Source organism: Sporosarcina pasteurii, from assembly GCF_041295575.1.
Taxonomy (GTDB): Bacteria; Bacillota; Bacilli; order Bacillales_A; family Planococcaceae; genus Sporosarcina; species Sporosarcina pasteurii.
This window is the reverse complement of the sequence record NZ_CP160452.1, coordinates 2,327,113-2,343,637: the sequence shown is the minus strand read 5'-3', so window position 1 is coordinate 2,343,637 and position 16,525 is coordinate 2,327,113. Positions and strand designations below refer to the sequence as shown.

General features: G+C 39.9%; 12 protein-coding genes. 10 read left to right on the top strand and 2 right to left on the bottom strand.

Annotated elements, in window-relative coordinates; translation table 11 throughout:
* Positions 1-22 precede the first annotated feature (22 nt).
* From AB1H92_RS11070 to AB1H92_RS11045, 6 genes are all read left to right on the top strand, one after another.
* Entirely contained in the window at positions 23-1,357 is a 1,335-nt protein-coding gene (locus tag AB1H92_RS11070) for a murein hydrolase activator EnvC (protein WP_115364035.1), read from the top strand.
* A 196-nt stretch (positions 1,358-1,553) separates the two neighbouring features.
* Positions 1,554-2,210, top strand: a complete 657-nt coding sequence (locus AB1H92_RS11065; protein WP_115360244.1) for a hypothetical protein — start codon at positions 1,554-1,556, stop codon at positions 2,208-2,210.
* Positions 2,207-2,815: a peroxiredoxin gene (locus AB1H92_RS11060; protein ID WP_243835604.1), complete on the top strand. Its 609-nt coding sequence runs from the start codon at positions 2,207-2,209 to the stop codon at positions 2,813-2,815. Before AB1H92_RS11065 ends, AB1H92_RS11060 begins: the two co-directional genes overlap by 4 nt.
* A gap of 66 nt (positions 2,816-2,881) precedes the next feature.
* A complete protein-coding gene (locus AB1H92_RS11055; RefSeq protein ID WP_115360245.1) occupies positions 2,882-4,327 on the top strand; it encodes a S41 family peptidase in 1,446 nt (481 codons plus the stop codon).
* 196 nt (positions 4,328-4,523) lie between these two features.
* Complete coding sequence (locus AB1H92_RS11050; protein ID WP_115360246.1) at positions 4,524-5,693, top strand: PDZ domain-containing protein; 1,170 nt, start codon at positions 4,524-4,526, stop codon at positions 5,691-5,693.
* A 31-nt stretch (positions 5,694-5,724) separates the two neighbouring features.
* The gene (locus AB1H92_RS11045; protein WP_115364037.1) at positions 5,725-5,988 is read left to right on the top strand and encodes a CsbA family protein; all 264 of its coding nucleotides are present in this window, start codon (positions 5,725-5,727) and stop codon (positions 5,986-5,988) included.
* A 100-nt stretch (positions 5,989-6,088) separates the two neighbouring features.
* Here AB1H92_RS11045 and AB1H92_RS11040 read toward each other — a convergent pair whose 3' ends face one another.
* On the bottom strand, positions 6,089-6,397 hold the full coding sequence (locus tag AB1H92_RS11040) for an AzlD domain-containing protein (protein WP_115360247.1): 309 nt from the start codon (positions 6,395-6,397) through the stop codon (positions 6,089-6,091).
* The gene (locus AB1H92_RS11035; protein ID WP_115360248.1) at positions 6,397-7,122 is read right to left on the bottom strand and encodes an AzlC family ABC transporter permease; all 726 of its coding nucleotides are present in this window, start codon (positions 7,120-7,122) and stop codon (positions 6,397-6,399) included. Before AB1H92_RS11035 ends, AB1H92_RS11040 begins: the two co-directional genes overlap by 1 nt.
* Before the next feature lie 140 nt (positions 7,123-7,262).
* On the opposite strand from AB1H92_RS11035, the gene AB1H92_RS11030 reads away from it, so the two are divergent.
* From AB1H92_RS11030 to AB1H92_RS11015, 4 genes are all read left to right on the top strand, one after another.
* Positions 7,263-7,895, top strand: a complete 633-nt coding sequence (locus AB1H92_RS11030; protein ID WP_115360249.1) for a TVP38/TMEM64 family protein — start codon at positions 7,263-7,265, stop codon at positions 7,893-7,895.
* Positions 7,896-8,145: 250 nt separating this feature from the next.
* Positions 8,146-11,637 (top strand): helicase-exonuclease AddAB subunit AddB, encoded by a 3,492-nt coding sequence (addB, locus tag AB1H92_RS11025; protein ID WP_115360250.1) that lies wholly within the window; start codon positions 8,146-8,148, stop codon positions 11,635-11,637.
* Positions 11,621-15,346: a helicase-exonuclease AddAB subunit AddA gene (gene addA / locus AB1H92_RS11020; RefSeq protein ID WP_115360251.1), complete on the top strand. Its 3,726-nt coding sequence runs from the start codon at positions 11,621-11,623 to the stop codon at positions 15,344-15,346. The genes addB and addA overlap by 17 nt, the downstream gene beginning before the upstream one ends.
* Entirely contained in the window at positions 15,343-16,512 is a 1,170-nt protein-coding gene (locus AB1H92_RS11015) for a DUF418 domain-containing protein (RefSeq protein WP_115360252.1), read from the top strand. Before addA ends, AB1H92_RS11015 begins: the two co-directional genes overlap by 4 nt.
* Positions 16,513-16,525: the final 13 nt, after the last annotated feature.

The following is a 16,525-nucleotide window of genomic DNA, read 5'->3' as shown; positions in this document are numbered from 1 at the left end:
GAGGGGAAAATCTACATTGAGAATGCAAAAATGGATGCTATCTATCCTGATAGCGATTCTTGTGCTGTCTTCAGGGATAGGAAATCCACAAGTTTTAGCGGATTCATTGAAAGAGATGAAAGATGAAAAAAATGCCATTGAGTTAAAAAAGAATTCGATTAATCAAGATATTCAAACGAAAAAAAGTGAAATTAATACGAACCAATCAAAAATCGAATCAATTCTAGCGAAAATTGCAAAATTAGATGCAGAAGTAAAAGAAACAAATGAAAAAATTACAAAACTTGAAAATGAAATTACACAAACTACTGAAGAAATTGAAGCGTTAAAAGCTTCTATTGAGGATTTAGAAAAGAAAATAGAAGAGCGTGATGAAGTATTGCGCGAACGTGTCCGTGCGATGCAAGTGAATGGTGGTTCTGTAAACTATTTGGACGTATTACTTGGCGCGAATAGCTTCACAGATTTTATTGACCGTGTCTCTACTGTTGCTACATTAATGGATGCTGATCGCACAATTATGAAAGAACAAGCTGAGGATCAGAAACAATTAGAAGAAGAGAAAAAGCTTGTTGAACAAAAGCTTGAAGAATTACAGTCTAATAAAAGTGAACTAGAAGAGTTGAAAGCATCCCTTCAGTCTCAAAAAGCAGAACAAGATAGATTGGCTGCCGAGCTGGAGAAAGAGCAAGATAAGTTAAATGCAGAAAAAGTGGATTTAGAATCAGAGTATGAAGAAATTATTGAGCTAAGTAAAGAACTAGAATTAGAAATTGAAGCGGAACAAAAACGTCAACTAGAAGCCGCAAGAAAGGCAGCAGAGGAAAAGAAACGTCAAGAAGCTGCTAAAGCTAAAGCAAACCAAAGTAGTTCCAGTTCTAAATCTGCAAGCTCGTCATCATCATCATCATCAGCGGCGACATCTGCCCCAGCGATATCAGCAGGGACTTGGACAAAACCAGCACAGGGTCGATTCACATCTCCTTATGGTTACCGAATACATCCGATTCATAAAACGAAAAGGTTACACCAAGGGGTAGACATTGCTAATAGTGTTGGAACAAATATTGTAGCAGCAGCGGACGGAGTCGTTTTCCGTGCAGCTTCGCATCCTTCTTATGGGAATCACATTATGATTACTCATCATATTAATGGGCAAACTTATACGACAGTATATGCACATTTGTCTAGTATGAATGTCAGTGTTGGACAAGCTGTAAATAAAGGCCAATTAATTGGAAAGATGGGTAGTACAGGTGCATCAACAGGACCACATTTACATTTTGAATTGCATAAAGGAACTTATCGACATAGCCCAACTAACTCAATAAACCCAGTGGGCATCGTGCCATTCTAATAAATATAAAAGCTCGCCTTATGGCGGGCTTTTATATTTGACGAAAAATGAGTAGTTCAATCCCTTCCGTTTTTAGTGTTTCCAAGAAAGCTTAAAAAATGTATCTGTCATATATAGATACAAGCAGAAATCTAGAAGCCGCTCATCGAATTCATTACAATACATATTGAGCCCAAACTTGGAGGTGCTTTATGAGATGATTGTTACAAAGTATTTCCTAATTGGGAATATGTCTGTCCCTTCTACATGGATTGCCACTGTACTGGCCTTTTTTATTGCATATGGCGCTGTAAGATTAAAATATGGCAAACAACCTTCCTTGTTATTGGCGGACGCGATTTTTAATTTTGTTATTGTATGGAAGTTGTCAGTCATTGTAACCGATTGGAAAACGGTCATCCAGTTTCCATTATCGATTCTTTATTTTAACGGTGGGAAAATTGGCGTTTTTCTTGGATTACTTGCAGCCAGTATCACGGTAGTTGTAGAAATGAAAAAAGGACAATTAAAGCGAGAGACTATAATGGGCTTGTTATTTGGAAGTATCCTTATTCAATCAAGCTATCAAATTCTTATGGCTGTTTTAAATGATGGACCGATATTCACGTGGCTGTTAACGGTGAGTATCATTGGGGCATTTGTACTGTTTATTTTGTTTTTCATGGATAGGTTTAAAGATTTGCTTAACCAAATCATATTCTTGTTTATCAGTGTTCATCTATTCGTAGGTGTCCTTCAACCAGGAGGGCTATTCCAAACACCTGTGATAGCTACTGTCTACACGGGGATATTTTTAAGTGTAATGTTGAAGTTTTATGTAAAACCTATAAAAGTTGAGGGGGTTAGCCATTGAAGAAAAATAGTATCGGTTTAATTGTAGCAATTTTATTAGTTGGAACGATGGTTGTACTGATGGTTAAATCGAATATGAATGAGAATAAACCGCTCGAGTCATTTGAAGAAGTAGAGGAACATAGAAAAAGTTTAGATGGTAGAGATGATCTTTCACAGGATATAGCAGAAGGGTTAGAACAAGGAGATACACCTCCAGATTTTGAGCTAACAACGTTAACTGGGGAAATCCTAACATTATCCGAATTAAAAGGAAAAAAAGTCATATTGAATTTTTGGGCATCTTGGTGTGGACCATGTAAAGCTGAAATGCCACATATGCAAAATTACTATGAAAAGTATAAAGATGAAGCGAATGTAGAAATTGTGGCGGTTAATATGACAACCCAGGAGAGAAGAGGAATCGAAGGAATTGAACAGTTTGTCGAGGAGTATGGACTTACATTTCCGATTCCATTGGATGAGAGTGGGGAAGTCATTGATGCCTATCGTGTGATGACCATCCCAACAACCTATATGATTGGAACAGATGGAACAATCGCAAATAGAATGATTGGTCCAATGGATGAAAAAACAATGCAAAACTTAGTGGATCAGTTAGATTAAGAGTTTCCGGCTTATCGTGTCGTATTCTCTTCTTGCAGTTCATATAGTGAACGGAGGAGGGTTAAGATGCGGAAAAGCCGGTTTTTGTTAGTCATTTTATTTGTCATTGTCATTGCTGGAAGTTCCTTTTTTCTATTAAAAAATACGCAAGGACAGAAGGAAGAGGTAGAAGTTATTCCGCCAGATACTTTTGAAGTGATTGATGAAGCGTATACGATTATTCAAAATGAAGGAATTCATCCAGTAGAAGGAAGAGCGTTAATTGAAGGGGCACTTAGAGGAATGGCAGATGTGATTGAAGACCCTTATAGTACCTATTTATCCGAGGAAGAGGCTGCTGCTCATCGTGAATCGCTAGCAAGCGAGCGAATCGGTATTGGTGCGGAAATTACAAGGGCCAATGGTAAATTTCTTATCGTTGCACCGTTAAAGTCATCACCGGCAGACAAAGCAGGTTTACGTCCCTATGATGAAATCATTCGGATTGACGGGGAAAACATAGCAGGCAGTTCTTTACAAGAAGTTGTCAAGAAAATTCGTGGAAAACAAGGAACGACTTTGAATATGACAATTTATAGGCCTGAGATGAACAAACATCTAGAAGTTTCTATTGTACGCGATGCGATTCCTGTAGCGACCGTTTCCAATGAAGTGCTTGAGGAGAAAAAACGCAAAGTCGGTTACATATCGATTACAACGTTTGGAGAGGAAACGGCAGGCGAATGGAAGGTAGCGACAGACGCTGTGTTAGGTGGTAGAGCAGAAGCGTTGATTATTGATGTGCGTGGTAATCCAGGTGGGTATTTACACAGTGTGTCACAAATTGTAAGTAGTTTATTGGAAGAAGACACAGTGTTTGCTTATATGGAAGATCCAAGAGGTGCATTAACGCCATTGTTGGCAGAGAATTCTGAGGAAATTCAGTACAGTGATAAACTCAAAAAAATACCTGTCGTTTTACTGCAAGATAAAGGAAGTGCCTCAGCAAGCGAAGTGTTAAGTGGTGCGCTAAGAGATTCTAAAAGGTCTATGATTATCGGGACGGAAAGTTTCGGAAAAGGAACCGTTCAAGACACATTTGATTTATCTAATGGTGGAGAAGTTAAACTTTCTACGCATAAATGGCTAACGCCAAAAGAAAAGTGGATTCATGGAAAAGGAATTCCTGTCCATTTGGAAGTGAAACAAGATGGATTATATAATGAGCATATTCGTTTAGTCGCAGTTGATTATAAAGAAGGCGATTATCACGATGATATTGCCTACGCACAACGTTTACTAGCAGGGTTAGGGTATAAAGTTAAGAAAGCAGATGGTTATTTTGATAAAGAAACTGTAAGTGCAGTATTGGCATTTAAAAAAGATAAGGAATTAGAAGTGAACGGAAAAATGAACCGGGAATTTTATATGGCGTTGAAAGAAGAAGTGGAAGTTTTTCGGGCGGATAAGGAAAATGATAAGCAATTGCAAATGGCACTTGATTATTTGATGCATGAATTAAAAGAGAAGTAATCTAAGGTATTATTTGAAAAAGTCTTTCGCACAAGCCATACAAAGTGATTTGGCTAATCGAAAGGCTTTTTTTTCTTGAGATTACAAGATTTGAAGTAAATGAATTAAGTAAACTAGGTCTCCACTCGTCAAGTGATGCTATTATTTGTTACAATAGAGTAAACTTGTGTTTTTAGGTATAGGACGGTGATGGGTAATGGGGAAAGAAGTATTCAGTGAAGTATTATTATCAGTTTCACTATTTTTACTGAATCCACTTTTGATTGTCGCGTTAATTGTCGCGATATTGCTAGGATACTTTCGGGTGAAAAGAGAGAGACGTAGTTTCAGAGTACGCATGTTGCCAGGTTTTACTGAATTGCGCCGTATTATCTCTGAGTCTTGGCTTCATGCCATTGTCCTTTCCATTCTGATTTCAGGAATTGGACTTGTGGTAGATGCCGGTTGGTTAGTCGTTTTTTGTACATTGTCAATCCTTGTACTCCTAACTTTTAATTATAAATTAACTTCCCCTGTTTATTTAGCTACGATCGCATTTTTTAGTTTATATGCGACAAACTATTTCGCCGAGGATTTCGTATTCCGCGGTTGGGAAGTGGGAGCGATTGACTTCTTTGGAGAATTGACGATTACGATTCCTGTGATTACAGGGATGTTGCTTGTTGCTGAAGGATTGCTTATTTATAAGTATGGGGATAGGGACAGTTCATCTCATTTAATACAAACAAAGCGAGGACTTCAAGCTGGTGTGTTTAAAGCGAAGAAGCTTTGGTTGCTTCCTGTTTTATTTCTCGTGCCTGGCGAGATGATTGGCACATATCTTCCATATTGGCCGCAGTTTCCAGTTGGAGAAAGTGCTTTTACATTCGTACCGGTACCGCTTGTGATTGGATTTTCTCAAATTGCACGTGCTAACTTTCCTAAGGATTTATTTCCTCAAATTGGACGAGCGATTGCTTTTATTGGTGTCGTCGTAATTGCAGCTGGAATCGCAGCGATTTGGATGCCTGTATTAGGTTGGGCTGCATTGTTATCAGGCTTTGCAGGAAGAGTGATTGTATCCGTTGTTGTATCCATTCAAGAGCGAAGAGGGGGATATGTTTTAGCGCCTCAGTCAAAAGGTGTCGTGATTGCTGGTGTGATTCCCAATTCACCCGGCGAGAAAATGGGACTCCTGGCAGGGGAACGTATTCAGTCGGTAAATGGCCAAGCTGTCCATAATGAAAAAGAACTTTACGATGCGATTCAAGTAAATGCGGCGCATTGTCGATTACAAGTTGTAGATAGGGATGGAGAAGTGAGGCTTATGCAACAAGTAGTCTATCGACATGATCATCATCGACTCGGAATATTAGTCGTTCAGTAAATAATGGATGAATGAGGAGAAGGGTTAATTGATAGATTTATTTATAACTAAATTACTATTGGCAATCTTTGCGCCTGCACTTCTCGTCGTATTTTTCACACGCGTCACCTTTCATCATATCGTTGGATTAGTATTAACGCTAAGTCTCATTGCGGCATCTGTTTATGCGGGGTATACACATAATTGGGTACTTTACGCAGCGGATGCATTATCTTTAACAATAGGGTTTTGGTATGCGAAACGAATGGTTGAACAAACGCGTGAACATATGGAAGAAGAAAATGGAATAAACTAGTCCATTTTCTATCCTAAATAAACAGACCGCTTTTGGGAACTGCTTGTCAATTGTAGAGGATTCTACAATGGAAAGTACAGTGCTCAAGAAGCGGTCTGTTTCATGTAAATAAACTATAAATGGCAAGTACGCCAATTGTACCAAGGACGACTGACATGACGCTGCCGCCCAAAAATGCGATTAAGAATGAAACAGCTAAACCAATGATACCAAATAATAAATTGCCTTCTTGGACGAATAAAATTGCTGGAAATATAAGTGCACCAAGTACAGCATATGGAATATTTCGTAGTACGCCAGAAACAATTGGAGGTAATTCTTTCCCCTCCAAAAATGTGAGGGGGATCATTCTGGGAATATAAGTGGCAAGCGCCATTCCAAATAGCATCCACCAATAAATTGCACCCATTAAACACCCTCCTCCCCGACATAGGTTGATTTCGCTCTCTTCTCGTGATTGACATAGACCATTTCAATGGCAATCGACGCGACAAGTGTCGAAACGAGGATTGCCCAGCCAGTAGATAAGAGTTCTGTGAAATAAAAGAAACATTGAATTGTCGCGGCTAGTCCTGCAAGCATGATCACTTTCCGATTTCCTTTCATTGAAGGAACGAGAAGTCCAACAAACATGGCATAGAGCGCAATAGACATGGCGGCTTGTAAGAAAAGTGGTAAATTTGCGCCGATAATATGTCCAACAGTGGTGAAGATTACCCAACTCCCGTAGGCGATCAGTGCGACACCAAATGCATAAGCCGTCGAAATCTTTTCTTTCTTACTCGTCGCAAGGACTGAAAATGTTTCGTCTGTGATGCCAAAAGAATAAACGGCTTTCACCCATCGTTTTTCCGGGACCATTTTTTCACTTAAAGATGCCGTCATAAGAAAGTGCCGAATATTGACGATAAATGTGTTCATCACAATTAATAAAGGATGTACAGATGCGGCGATTAAACTAAGTGCTATGTATTGTGAGGCACCTGCATATACAAACATGCTCATTGCAGTCGCTTCAATAATTGAGAGTCCCGCTGTTTTCGCAAGTAGACCAAATGTGAGTGCAACAGGGAAATACCCAATTGCGATACTCAGCCCAGCTTTTAAGCCAGCATAAAAATCTTTATTCTCCATATTGTCACAACTTTCCTATATAATTGATTTGATTATACTATACTTTCTTAAAGTTTCGTGAAATAATTAAAAAAATAGCGGAAAAGTGTATGAATTGGGTATACTTGCCATATAGATTAAAATTTTTGGAGGGAAAAGGGATGAATGAGTGGTTAGATGTTGATAAAGTAATTGAACTATCCGAACATTATCGGGCATTGGGTCCTTTTATCGGCTTATTCTTCCCATTTATTGAATCATTTCTTCCTTTTTTACCATTATTTGTTTTCGTCTTTGCAAATGCTAGTGCGTATGGATTGTGGTATGGATTTCTATTATCGTGGGTTGGAACATCAGTCGGTTCTTATGCAGTCTTTTTGCTCATTCGGAAATACGGAAAAGCCCGAGTGTTTCGCTTTTTAACGAAAAGAGCTCGCGTTCAAAAGTTGATTGAATGGGTGGAGCGGAATGGCTTTGGCCCTTTGTTTTTATTTATTTGTTTTCCATTTACACCTTCTGCACTCGTGAATTTAGTTGCGGGATTATCGGATATTAAGAAAAAACATTACTTTTTAACTTTATTGGCTGGGAAATTTGTTATGATATTTACAGTCAGTTTTATCGGGTCGGATTTAAAAGCATTGTTAACACAACCGATTCGAACAGCAATTGTCATTATTATCATCTTTTTACTTTGGCTCATAGGGAAGCGATTGGAACATCGCCTGGCAAAGAAAGTAGAAGCTGAATTTAGAGATATTGCGGATCAAAAAAAAGAAAATCATCATGAATAAATTACTGTAAAAATATAGGGCTGTCATAGAGAGTTGGTAAAAACAACCTTCATGACAGCCTTTTGTTCTGTTTGTTAACGGGTTCGAAAGATTGGTATACTGAAGGAAGTTCACTGTCCAGGTTAGTTTGGAGTTAATATGAGAAAATCTATTTTACGTTTATAGTTGGAATCAACATCATGTGTAATTTAACGCTATATTTTCTATTATAAAATAGACTTAAATAATTTTTACAAAAGGGGGTATTCTCATGTCGTTACGTTTGATTACAGGTAGGTCGGGTTCAGGGAAGACGCAGTTTATTCAATCTGAAATTGCGGAAATGCTGAAGCAAGATCCTTTAGGCACACCTGTTTTTGTTATTGTGCCTGATCAAATGTCTTTTTCTATGGAACATAGTTTATCAGTAAACTATGGTTTGGCTGGCATTATTCGTGCTCAAGTTGTGACGTTTAAACGACTTGCGTGGCGAATCTTACAAGAAACCGGGGGCATTACGCGTAAAGAGGTCGATGGATTTGGCTACCGGATGCTTGTCCGAAGTGTGTTAGAAGAAAATCAAAATGAATTTAAAGTTTTTAAGCAAGCTGCTAGTAAAAGAGGGTTTACGGAACAAATAGGCGACTTGATGAAAGAATTTAGTCGGTATTGTCTCGATTTTGAGACGATGAACGAGCTAGTCAATGAATTACAATCGGCAGGTTCACCGCAAATCTTGCTGGATAAAGCAAGTGATTTATCGTTATTGCTTACTAAAATCGAAGAAAAACTTGGTACTTCTTATGTGGATAGTGAAGGGCATTTAGCATTGCTTGCTTCTCAAATTAAACATGCGGACATCGTTAAAGGGGCGCATATATATATTGACGGTTTTGAAAATTTCACGACACGTGAATATGAGATTATTACGGAACTTATGAAATACGGCGGTCGGGTTACGGTTGTCTTGCCAATGGAAGCGGATTTGTTGGGGCACGCGGATCATGATTTGTTTTTCAATTCAGTTCGAACGTATGAACAAATTCGAAGCTTAGCACGAGCAGAATCAGTAGAAGAAGAGGAAACCGTTCATTTTACAGAGGCAAAGCGATTTAAAACAAAGGACCTTTTACATTTAGAAGCTACATTTGAACAATACCCGGCAATTGGAATGGAGGCAGAGGGAGATGTTTCAATTATTGAAGCATCAGATCCACGTGCTGAAATCCATGCAGTAGCGAGAACGATCCGTCAATTAACGATGGAAGGCAAACGATATAAAAATATCGCGATCTTGTATCGTGAACCGGAAAAGTATGATGTTTTATTAGAAACGATTTTTCCACACTATGATATCCCCGTATTTATTAGCCGGAAAAAGCCGATGTTGCATCATCCGTTAATCGAATTTTCTCGTTCGGTATTGGAAGCAATGACTTCGGGTTGGTCATTCGAATCGATTTTTCGAGCTGTGAAAACAGATTTATTTTTCCCGCATGGTGAAAATGTAGAACTTTGGAGAGAACGAGCGGATCGACTTGAAAACTATGTGTTAGCGCATGGAATCATGGGGTCAAGGTGGTTTGATGAAAAACGTTGGCGTGTGAAACGATATCGCGGGCTTGAATTACATACTGACGTTCAGACCGATAAAGAGTTAGCTTTAGAAAAAGAAATACATCTCATTCGTGATGTCATTCGGACGCCACTCGAAAAGTTTGAGAAACGACTGCGACATGCGAAACATGGTCAAGCAGTTGCGGAAGCGTTGTTTGCTCTAGTGGAAGAACTTCGTGTCTATGATAAAATTATCGATTTACGAGCAGAAGAAGAACGCGCTGGCCGACTCTTAGGTGCAACAGAACACGAACAGGCATGGAATGAATGGATTCAAGTATTAGACCAGTTTGTGCTCATGTTCGGTGATAAGGAAATGCGACTTACTGAAGCGACTAAGATATTAGATGAGGGATTTGATTCGTTAGAATTTACGCGTATTCCACCGTCGCTTGATCAAGTGACCGTTTCAACGATTGAACTCTCTAATTTAATGAATACAGATGCAGTGTTTGTGTTAGGTGTGAATGAAGGCGTCCTGCCTCAAAGGGTGGATAATGAAGGAATCTTATCAGATGCGGACCGCGAATGGTTTGCCGGAATTGGTTTCGAATTAGCACCGACGTCGAAAATGAAATTGATGGATGAATCCTATATGGCTTACCGTGCATTTACTTCAGCACGTGAAAAATTATATGTGTCTTATCCGATTGCTGACGAGGAAGGTAAAGCACTCATACCGTCGTTATATATTGCAAGAATCGAACAAATATTGACGAATTGCACGGTCATACAGGCAACATTGGATCCATTTGACGTATCAGCGGATGGAGACAATTTCCAATATATTAGTCATCCGCGTGCAACATTACCTTTCGCTGCCATTAAGCTAAAAGAAGCAGCACGTCATATAGAGATTACGAAAGAGTGGCAAGCAGTACTCGCTTACTATAGGCAAGATATGTTATGGAAACCAGTACTCGGTCGAATTAGTCGCCCAATGATTAAAGGCAACCAAACAGACCGATTACAACCAGAAATGACAGCTGGTTTATACGGAGAGTCATTTGTGACAAGCGTTTCACGTATTGAATCTTATTATAGTTGTCCGTTTCAACATTATGCTTCGTTTGGGCTGAAGCTCGAAGAACGGTCCGAATATACGTTAGAAGCCCCGGCGATTGGCGATTTATTTCACGCGGCCTTGAAATGGGTGTCTGATGAAATTATGCGTCTTGGGAAATCATGGGATTCTTTAACGAAAGAAGAATGTTGGCAAGTAGCCAGACAGGCAGTCGAGGAAATCACCCCGTATTTCTTCAATCGTATTTTATTGTCAACAAGTCGGTATATGTACATTAAGCGGAAGCTCGTTCAAATTATTCAACGTACGATTTATTCATTAAGTACACAATCAAAATCGACGGTATTTAAACCAGTCGCCATTGAAGCCGGGTTTGGACCAGGTGAACAATTACCATCACTGGAAATCCCACTTCGAAGCGGGCAATCAATGAAGTTACGTGGCCGAATTGATCGCATCGATACGACTGAAATTAAAGGTAGAAATTATTTACGTGTGGTGGATTATAAATCGTCGGCAAGGGATCTAGAACTTGCTGAAGTATATTATGGACTATCCTTACAAATGTTGACCTATTTAGACGTTGCACTGGAATATGCAGATGAACTACTAGGGTTCGATGCAGACCCGGCCGGGATTTTATATATGCACGTCCATAATCCGATGATTCGACCGGGAGAAGAATTGTCGCGTGAACTGTTAGAGGCGGAAATTGCCAAGTCTTATAAAATGCGTGGGTATTTATTGGAACATCCAGAAGTTGTCGAAGGGATGGACATCAATATAGGAAATTCGTCCGCGATTGTGCCTGCTGCTTTTCGAAAAGATGGTTCATTTACGAAACGATCGAAAGTCTTGGCGCCTGAGGATTTACAAATAATGCGCACGTATGTGAAATCGAGACATCAAAAAGCTGGAAACGCAATGTTACTTGGCGATACACGTGTGTATCCATATAAATTAAAAGATCGTATGCCTTGTCAATTTTGTGCCTATCGTTCGGTTTGTCAGTTCGATCCGACTGATCCGAACCAGACATATCGACAATATGAGCTACTCGATGCTGAAACGTCGTTAGAAAAAATGCGTGAGGAGGTGGCGGCCGATGAACATACCGATTAAGCCAGAAAATGTTACGTTTACAGATGATCAATGGAAGGCAATATGGGCAAAAGGGCAAGATATTCTCGTCTCCGCTGCGGCAGGGTCGGGGAAAACAAAAGTACTCATTACACGGATGATCGAGAAAGTAATCGATGAAGAAAATCCGATTGACGTGGACCAATTACTCGTCGTTACGTTTACGAATGCGGCAGCTGCGGAGATGAGGCAGCGCATGGGGGAAGCGTTAGAAGAAGAGATTGCAAAAAATCCTGAAGCGGTCCATTTAAGAAGACAGTTAAACTTGTTAAACAAAGCGCAAATTTCTACGCTTCATTCATTTTGTCAAAATGTTGTACGTCAATATGCTTATTTACTAGATATCGATCCGGGTTTCAGAGTGGCAGATAGTTCAGAAGCTGCTTTACTGCGCGACGATGCGTTAAGTGATGTGTTGGAACAAGCATACAGCGCGGTAGAACCGGAAGCGATGTACCGGTTGGCAGATAGTTTTACGACCGATCGTGATGATCAATTAATCGAGACATTAATGAGTCGATTATATGACTATTCTCGTGTCCATCCACAGCCAGAAGAGTGGTTGTATCGCGTACCTGCTCAATATGAAATTGAGGGGATTCATGCTGTTGATGATTTATCTTTTATCGATCCGCTGAAAAAGACGATTCGTTATTCGCTAGAAGAAGCCGCCGCACTTATCGGCGAAATGAGGCGCATTTCTGAGATGCCGGATGGCCCGGAGCCGTTAATCAAAACTGCAGAAGCCGATTTACAGTGGATTGATGAAGCGATTCGCCGAATTAGAACGGGCACGTGGGAAGAAACCTATGAATTTTTTGGTACATTAAAATGGGTACGTGCGGGCGCGATTCGAAAAGGTTCTTGTGATGAAGCATTAGCAGCACGTGCAAGGTCAATTCGTGACGATGTGAAAAAAATTGTAACAGATGTAAAGGAAGCTTATTTTTTACGTTCACCACATAGGTTACTAGATGAAATTACATTGATGGCGCCGTCGATGCATAAGTTAGTCTCGCTTGTCATTGAATTTGGCAAGCGGTATGAACAATTGAAAATAGAACGCGGCATTGTCGATTTTTCAGATTTAGAACATTATGCGTTACGCATTTTATCGGTTGAGCAAGAAGGACAATTATTGCCGTCAGAAATTGCATTAGGGTACCGTCAAAAATTTGCTGAAGTATTAGTCGATGAATATCAGGATACGAATACATTACAAGAAACAATTATTGGTCTCGTAAAAAGTGGCGGGGAAGCGGATGGAAACTTATTTATGGTTGGGGATGTTAAACAATCCATTTACGGTTTTCGATTAGCAGAACCCAATCTCTTTTTGGAGAAATATAGCCGCTTTACGAATGAAGTAAGTGATGCGGGCCTTAAAATAGATTTAAATGCGAACTTTAGAAGTCGGAAAGAAGTACTTGATGCGACGAACTATATATTTTCACAAGTGATGGGGATGCGTGTTGGCGGAATTGAATACGACGATGCGGCTGCACTTAAATATGGCGCCCAGTATCCGGAAAAAGAAATGCCAGTTCACTTGAAGGTACTTTACGAAGACATGGAAGATGAACAAAGTGAATTCGAAGCAGAATTAACGGGGCAAAGTTTAAAAAGTTCACAAGTAGAAGCCCGAATGATCATTCAAGAAATTAAGAAGTTAATGGAGTCTGGCGCCGAAGTAACGGATGCATTTTCGAATGAACGAAGACCGCTTGAATATCGCGACATAGTAATATTAATGCGTTCGATGACGTGGTCGAGTGAGATTGTAGAAGAGTTTAAGCTTGCTGGGATCCCAATCTACGCGGAGTTATCGAAGGGCTATTTTGATGCACTTGAAGTGATGATTATGTTAAATACTTTACGTGTCATTGATAATCCATACCAAGATATTCCGTTAGCCTCTGTACTTCGTTCACCATTTATTGGGTTGACGGAAAATGAACTGGCCAAAGTGCGGTTAGCAGCGCCAAACGAACAGTTTTTTGAAGCGTTAAAACGGTTTGTCGCAACGGGTGGTTCTGGGATTGAACCGGCAACACAGGAAAAGTTACAACGCTTTTTCACACAATTTAATGATTGGCGAAATTTAGCACGGCGTGGTTCCCTGTCTGATCTAATTTGGCAAGTGTATACAGATACGTATTATTATGAAATGGTCGGCGCAATGCCGAATGGAAGACAGCGACAAGCGAATCTTCGAGCACTGCATGACCGTGCAATTGACTATGAGAAAACATCATTCCGAGGGTTATTTCGTTTTCTTCGTTTTATCGATCGAATGAAAAAACGTGGGGATGATTTTGGCGAAGCGCGTGCGCTTACTGAACAGGAGGACGTTGTACGGTTAATGACAATTCATTCATCGAAAGGATTAGAGTTTCCGTACGTCTTTATTGCTGGTATCGGTCGCCAATTTAATAAAATGGATTTAAGAGAAGCGTATTTATTCGACCAGCATTTTGGGTTGGCAGTAAAAGCTGTGGATCCAGATAATCGAATTACGTATACATCCCTTCCGTTTTTGGCAATTAAGGAAAAGAAAGAACTCGAAATGCGAGCAGAAGAGATGCGTATTTTATATGTTGCGATGACGAGAGCAAAAGAGTATTTATCGTTAATTGCCTCCGTGAAAGATATTGAAAAAGAAATGGGAAAATGGCAAGACGCCCAATTAACGGACCCAATGCTGATGCTTCCCGAATATACACGTTCTCGGGCAAATCGTTATTTAGATTGGATTGGGCCAGCGATTGCGAGACATCCGGCTTTTGAAAAATTTGATTTATTGCCAGGTGGACGATTTATGACGGATTCGTCGGAGTGGCAAATTGACATGATATCGTCCCAGGTTATGGAAGTTGCCGATATTGCGGCTGATGAAAATAATGATGATTTACTACAAATAGAAGAGTCAATGGAACAGGCGACTCCTCAAACAGTCGGTGATGAGTTAAAAGAAGTAAAGCGCCGTTTTGAGTGGGAATATCCATATATGACTTCCACGTTAAAGCGTTCCAAACAAACAGTCAGTGAACTGAAAAGATTAGCGATTTTAGAGCAACAACAAGACGACACAGCACGATTAGAAGCGGCAAGTGAAGTGAGCACAGCATATTTGCATAACCGACCAGCATTTATGCAGTCTCGTACGCTATCTCCAGCGGAAATCGGAACAGCGATGCATACGATGATGCAACAAGTGAGCCTTGATAAGTCGCAAACGCTAGAAGAGGTAGAGGAGCTAGTCGAAACATTGGTACAAAAGCAATTGTTAACAAATGAAGAAGGGGCAGCAGCCGATAGGGAAGCGGTTGTACAGTTTTATGAGACAGATATTGCTGCAAGACTTATGAATGCTTCTAAAATATATCGCGAATTGCCGTTTACGTATGCGTATGATAGTGACGGTGATCACCAAATCTTGCAAGGAATCGCAGACTGTTTATTCCGAGAAGAAGATGGTTGGGTGTTGCTCGATTATAAAACAGACCGTGTTCATGGACTCTTCAAATCCGAAGAAGCAATTATTAATGAAATGCAACATCGTTATGGGATTCAACTCAATTTATATAAGCGTGCGATTGAATCAATCTTAGGGATAACGATTAAAGAGATGGGTCTTTATCTATTTGATGGGGGTAGAGTGATACCAATTCAGGGGGACGAGAATAAGTGAATCTTAAGCCGACAACGCCAGATAACCGGATAGAAGCCATTGATATTACGAGAGGGTTTGCTTTACTAGGGATTTTTATCGCGAATATGTTAATGTTTCATACGCCTTATCTCTATCTAGACCCGTATACTTATTTTAACGCAGGGAATGATGCTGTGGCTTTTCGATGGGTAGATATTTTGGTGCAAGGAAGTTTTTATCCAATATTTGCCTTTCTTTTCGGTTATGGATTGAATATGCAATATGAGAAAGCCATTGCTAGAAATCAACCATTTACTCGTATGATGTCAAAGCGGCTTGGGCTATTATTAGTATTTGGCCTTGTCCATGCACTAGTCATTTGGTCAGGAGATGTGCTATTTTCCTATGCAACGATGGGATTCTTACTCATCATTTTTGTTCGAATCCCAGCAAAGTGGTTAACGCCTTTTGCGATTGTACTCTATACAATACCAGCTGGAATTCTATATCTCATTACAAAATTCATTGTGAAAACAAATCCGGATACTTTTGTTGAAGGGTTTGCAGATACTGAGAAAATTGAAAGGTCTATAGAAGTTTTTGCGAATGGTTCATTGGGGGAAATCTTTTCATTTCGTGCGATTGAATGGCTTTTTTATGGACTTGGTAGCACATTCCTTGGATTCTTTATCGTTCTACCAATTATTATGTTCGGTGCTGCGATGTCTAAGTGGAAAATCATAGAACGTGCACATGAAATAAAAGGCAGGCTTATCATCGTGGCAATCCTTGCAACTGTAATAGGTGTCTGGATAAAAGCACTCCCGCATACCGGACAACCGACCTATGATTTAGTTCAATTACAAGATACATTTGGCGGTGTTTTGTTGGCGGCTGGCTATTTGGCGATATTATTATTGCTTTGTAATGTACCTGGATTTCGGAAGATTAGTAGACCTGTCGGAATAGCAGGGAGGATGTCCTTAACGACGTATCTTTCCCAGTCAGTCATTGCAACGTTTATATTTTATTCCTATGGTCTGGGCTTATATGGAAAAATTAGCGTATTGACAGGTACGTTCATTGCGATTGGTGTATTTGTCATTCAACTGATTTTTGCGAAGCTTTGGCTGTCAAAATTCCGCATGGGCCCTGTAGAAGCGCTATGGCGATTTGGAACGTATGGAAAGAATTCGTCAAAATAAAAGGATTTTGGTC

What these genes read in the sequence shown, in the direction of transcription:
- addB (WP_115360250.1), top strand. Translation starts at nt 8,146, where the DNA reads ATGTCGTTACGTTTGATTACAGGTAGGTCGGGTTCAGGGAAGACGCAG.
- AB1H92_RS11050 (WP_115360246.1), top strand. Translation starts at nt 4,524, where the DNA reads ATGGGGAAAGAAGTATTCAGTGAAGTATTATTATCAGTTTCACTATTT.
- AB1H92_RS11065 (WP_115360244.1), top strand. Translation starts at nt 1,554, where the DNA reads ATGATTGTTACAAAGTATTTCCTAATTGGGAATATGTCTGTCCCTTCT.
- AB1H92_RS11030 (WP_115360249.1), top strand. Translation starts at nt 7,263, where the DNA reads ATGAATGAGTGGTTAGATGTTGATAAAGTAATTGAACTATCCGAACAT.
- AB1H92_RS11040 (WP_115360247.1), bottom strand. Translation starts at nt 6,397, where the DNA reads ATGGGTGCAATTTATTGGTGGATGCTATTTGGAATGGCGCTTGCCACT.
- AB1H92_RS11055 (WP_115360245.1), top strand. Translation starts at nt 2,882, where the DNA reads ATGCGGAAAAGCCGGTTTTTGTTAGTCATTTTATTTGTCATTGTCATT.
- addA (WP_115360251.1), top strand. Translation starts at nt 11,621, where the DNA reads ATGAACATACCGATTAAGCCAGAAAATGTTACGTTTACAGATGATCAA.
- AB1H92_RS11070 (WP_115364035.1), top strand. Translation starts at nt 23, where the DNA reads ATGCAAAAATGGATGCTATCTATCCTGATAGCGATTCTTGTGCTGTCT.
- AB1H92_RS11035 (WP_115360248.1), bottom strand. Translation starts at nt 7,122, where the DNA reads ATGGAGAATAAAGATTTTTATGCTGGCTTAAAAGCTGGGCTGAGTATC.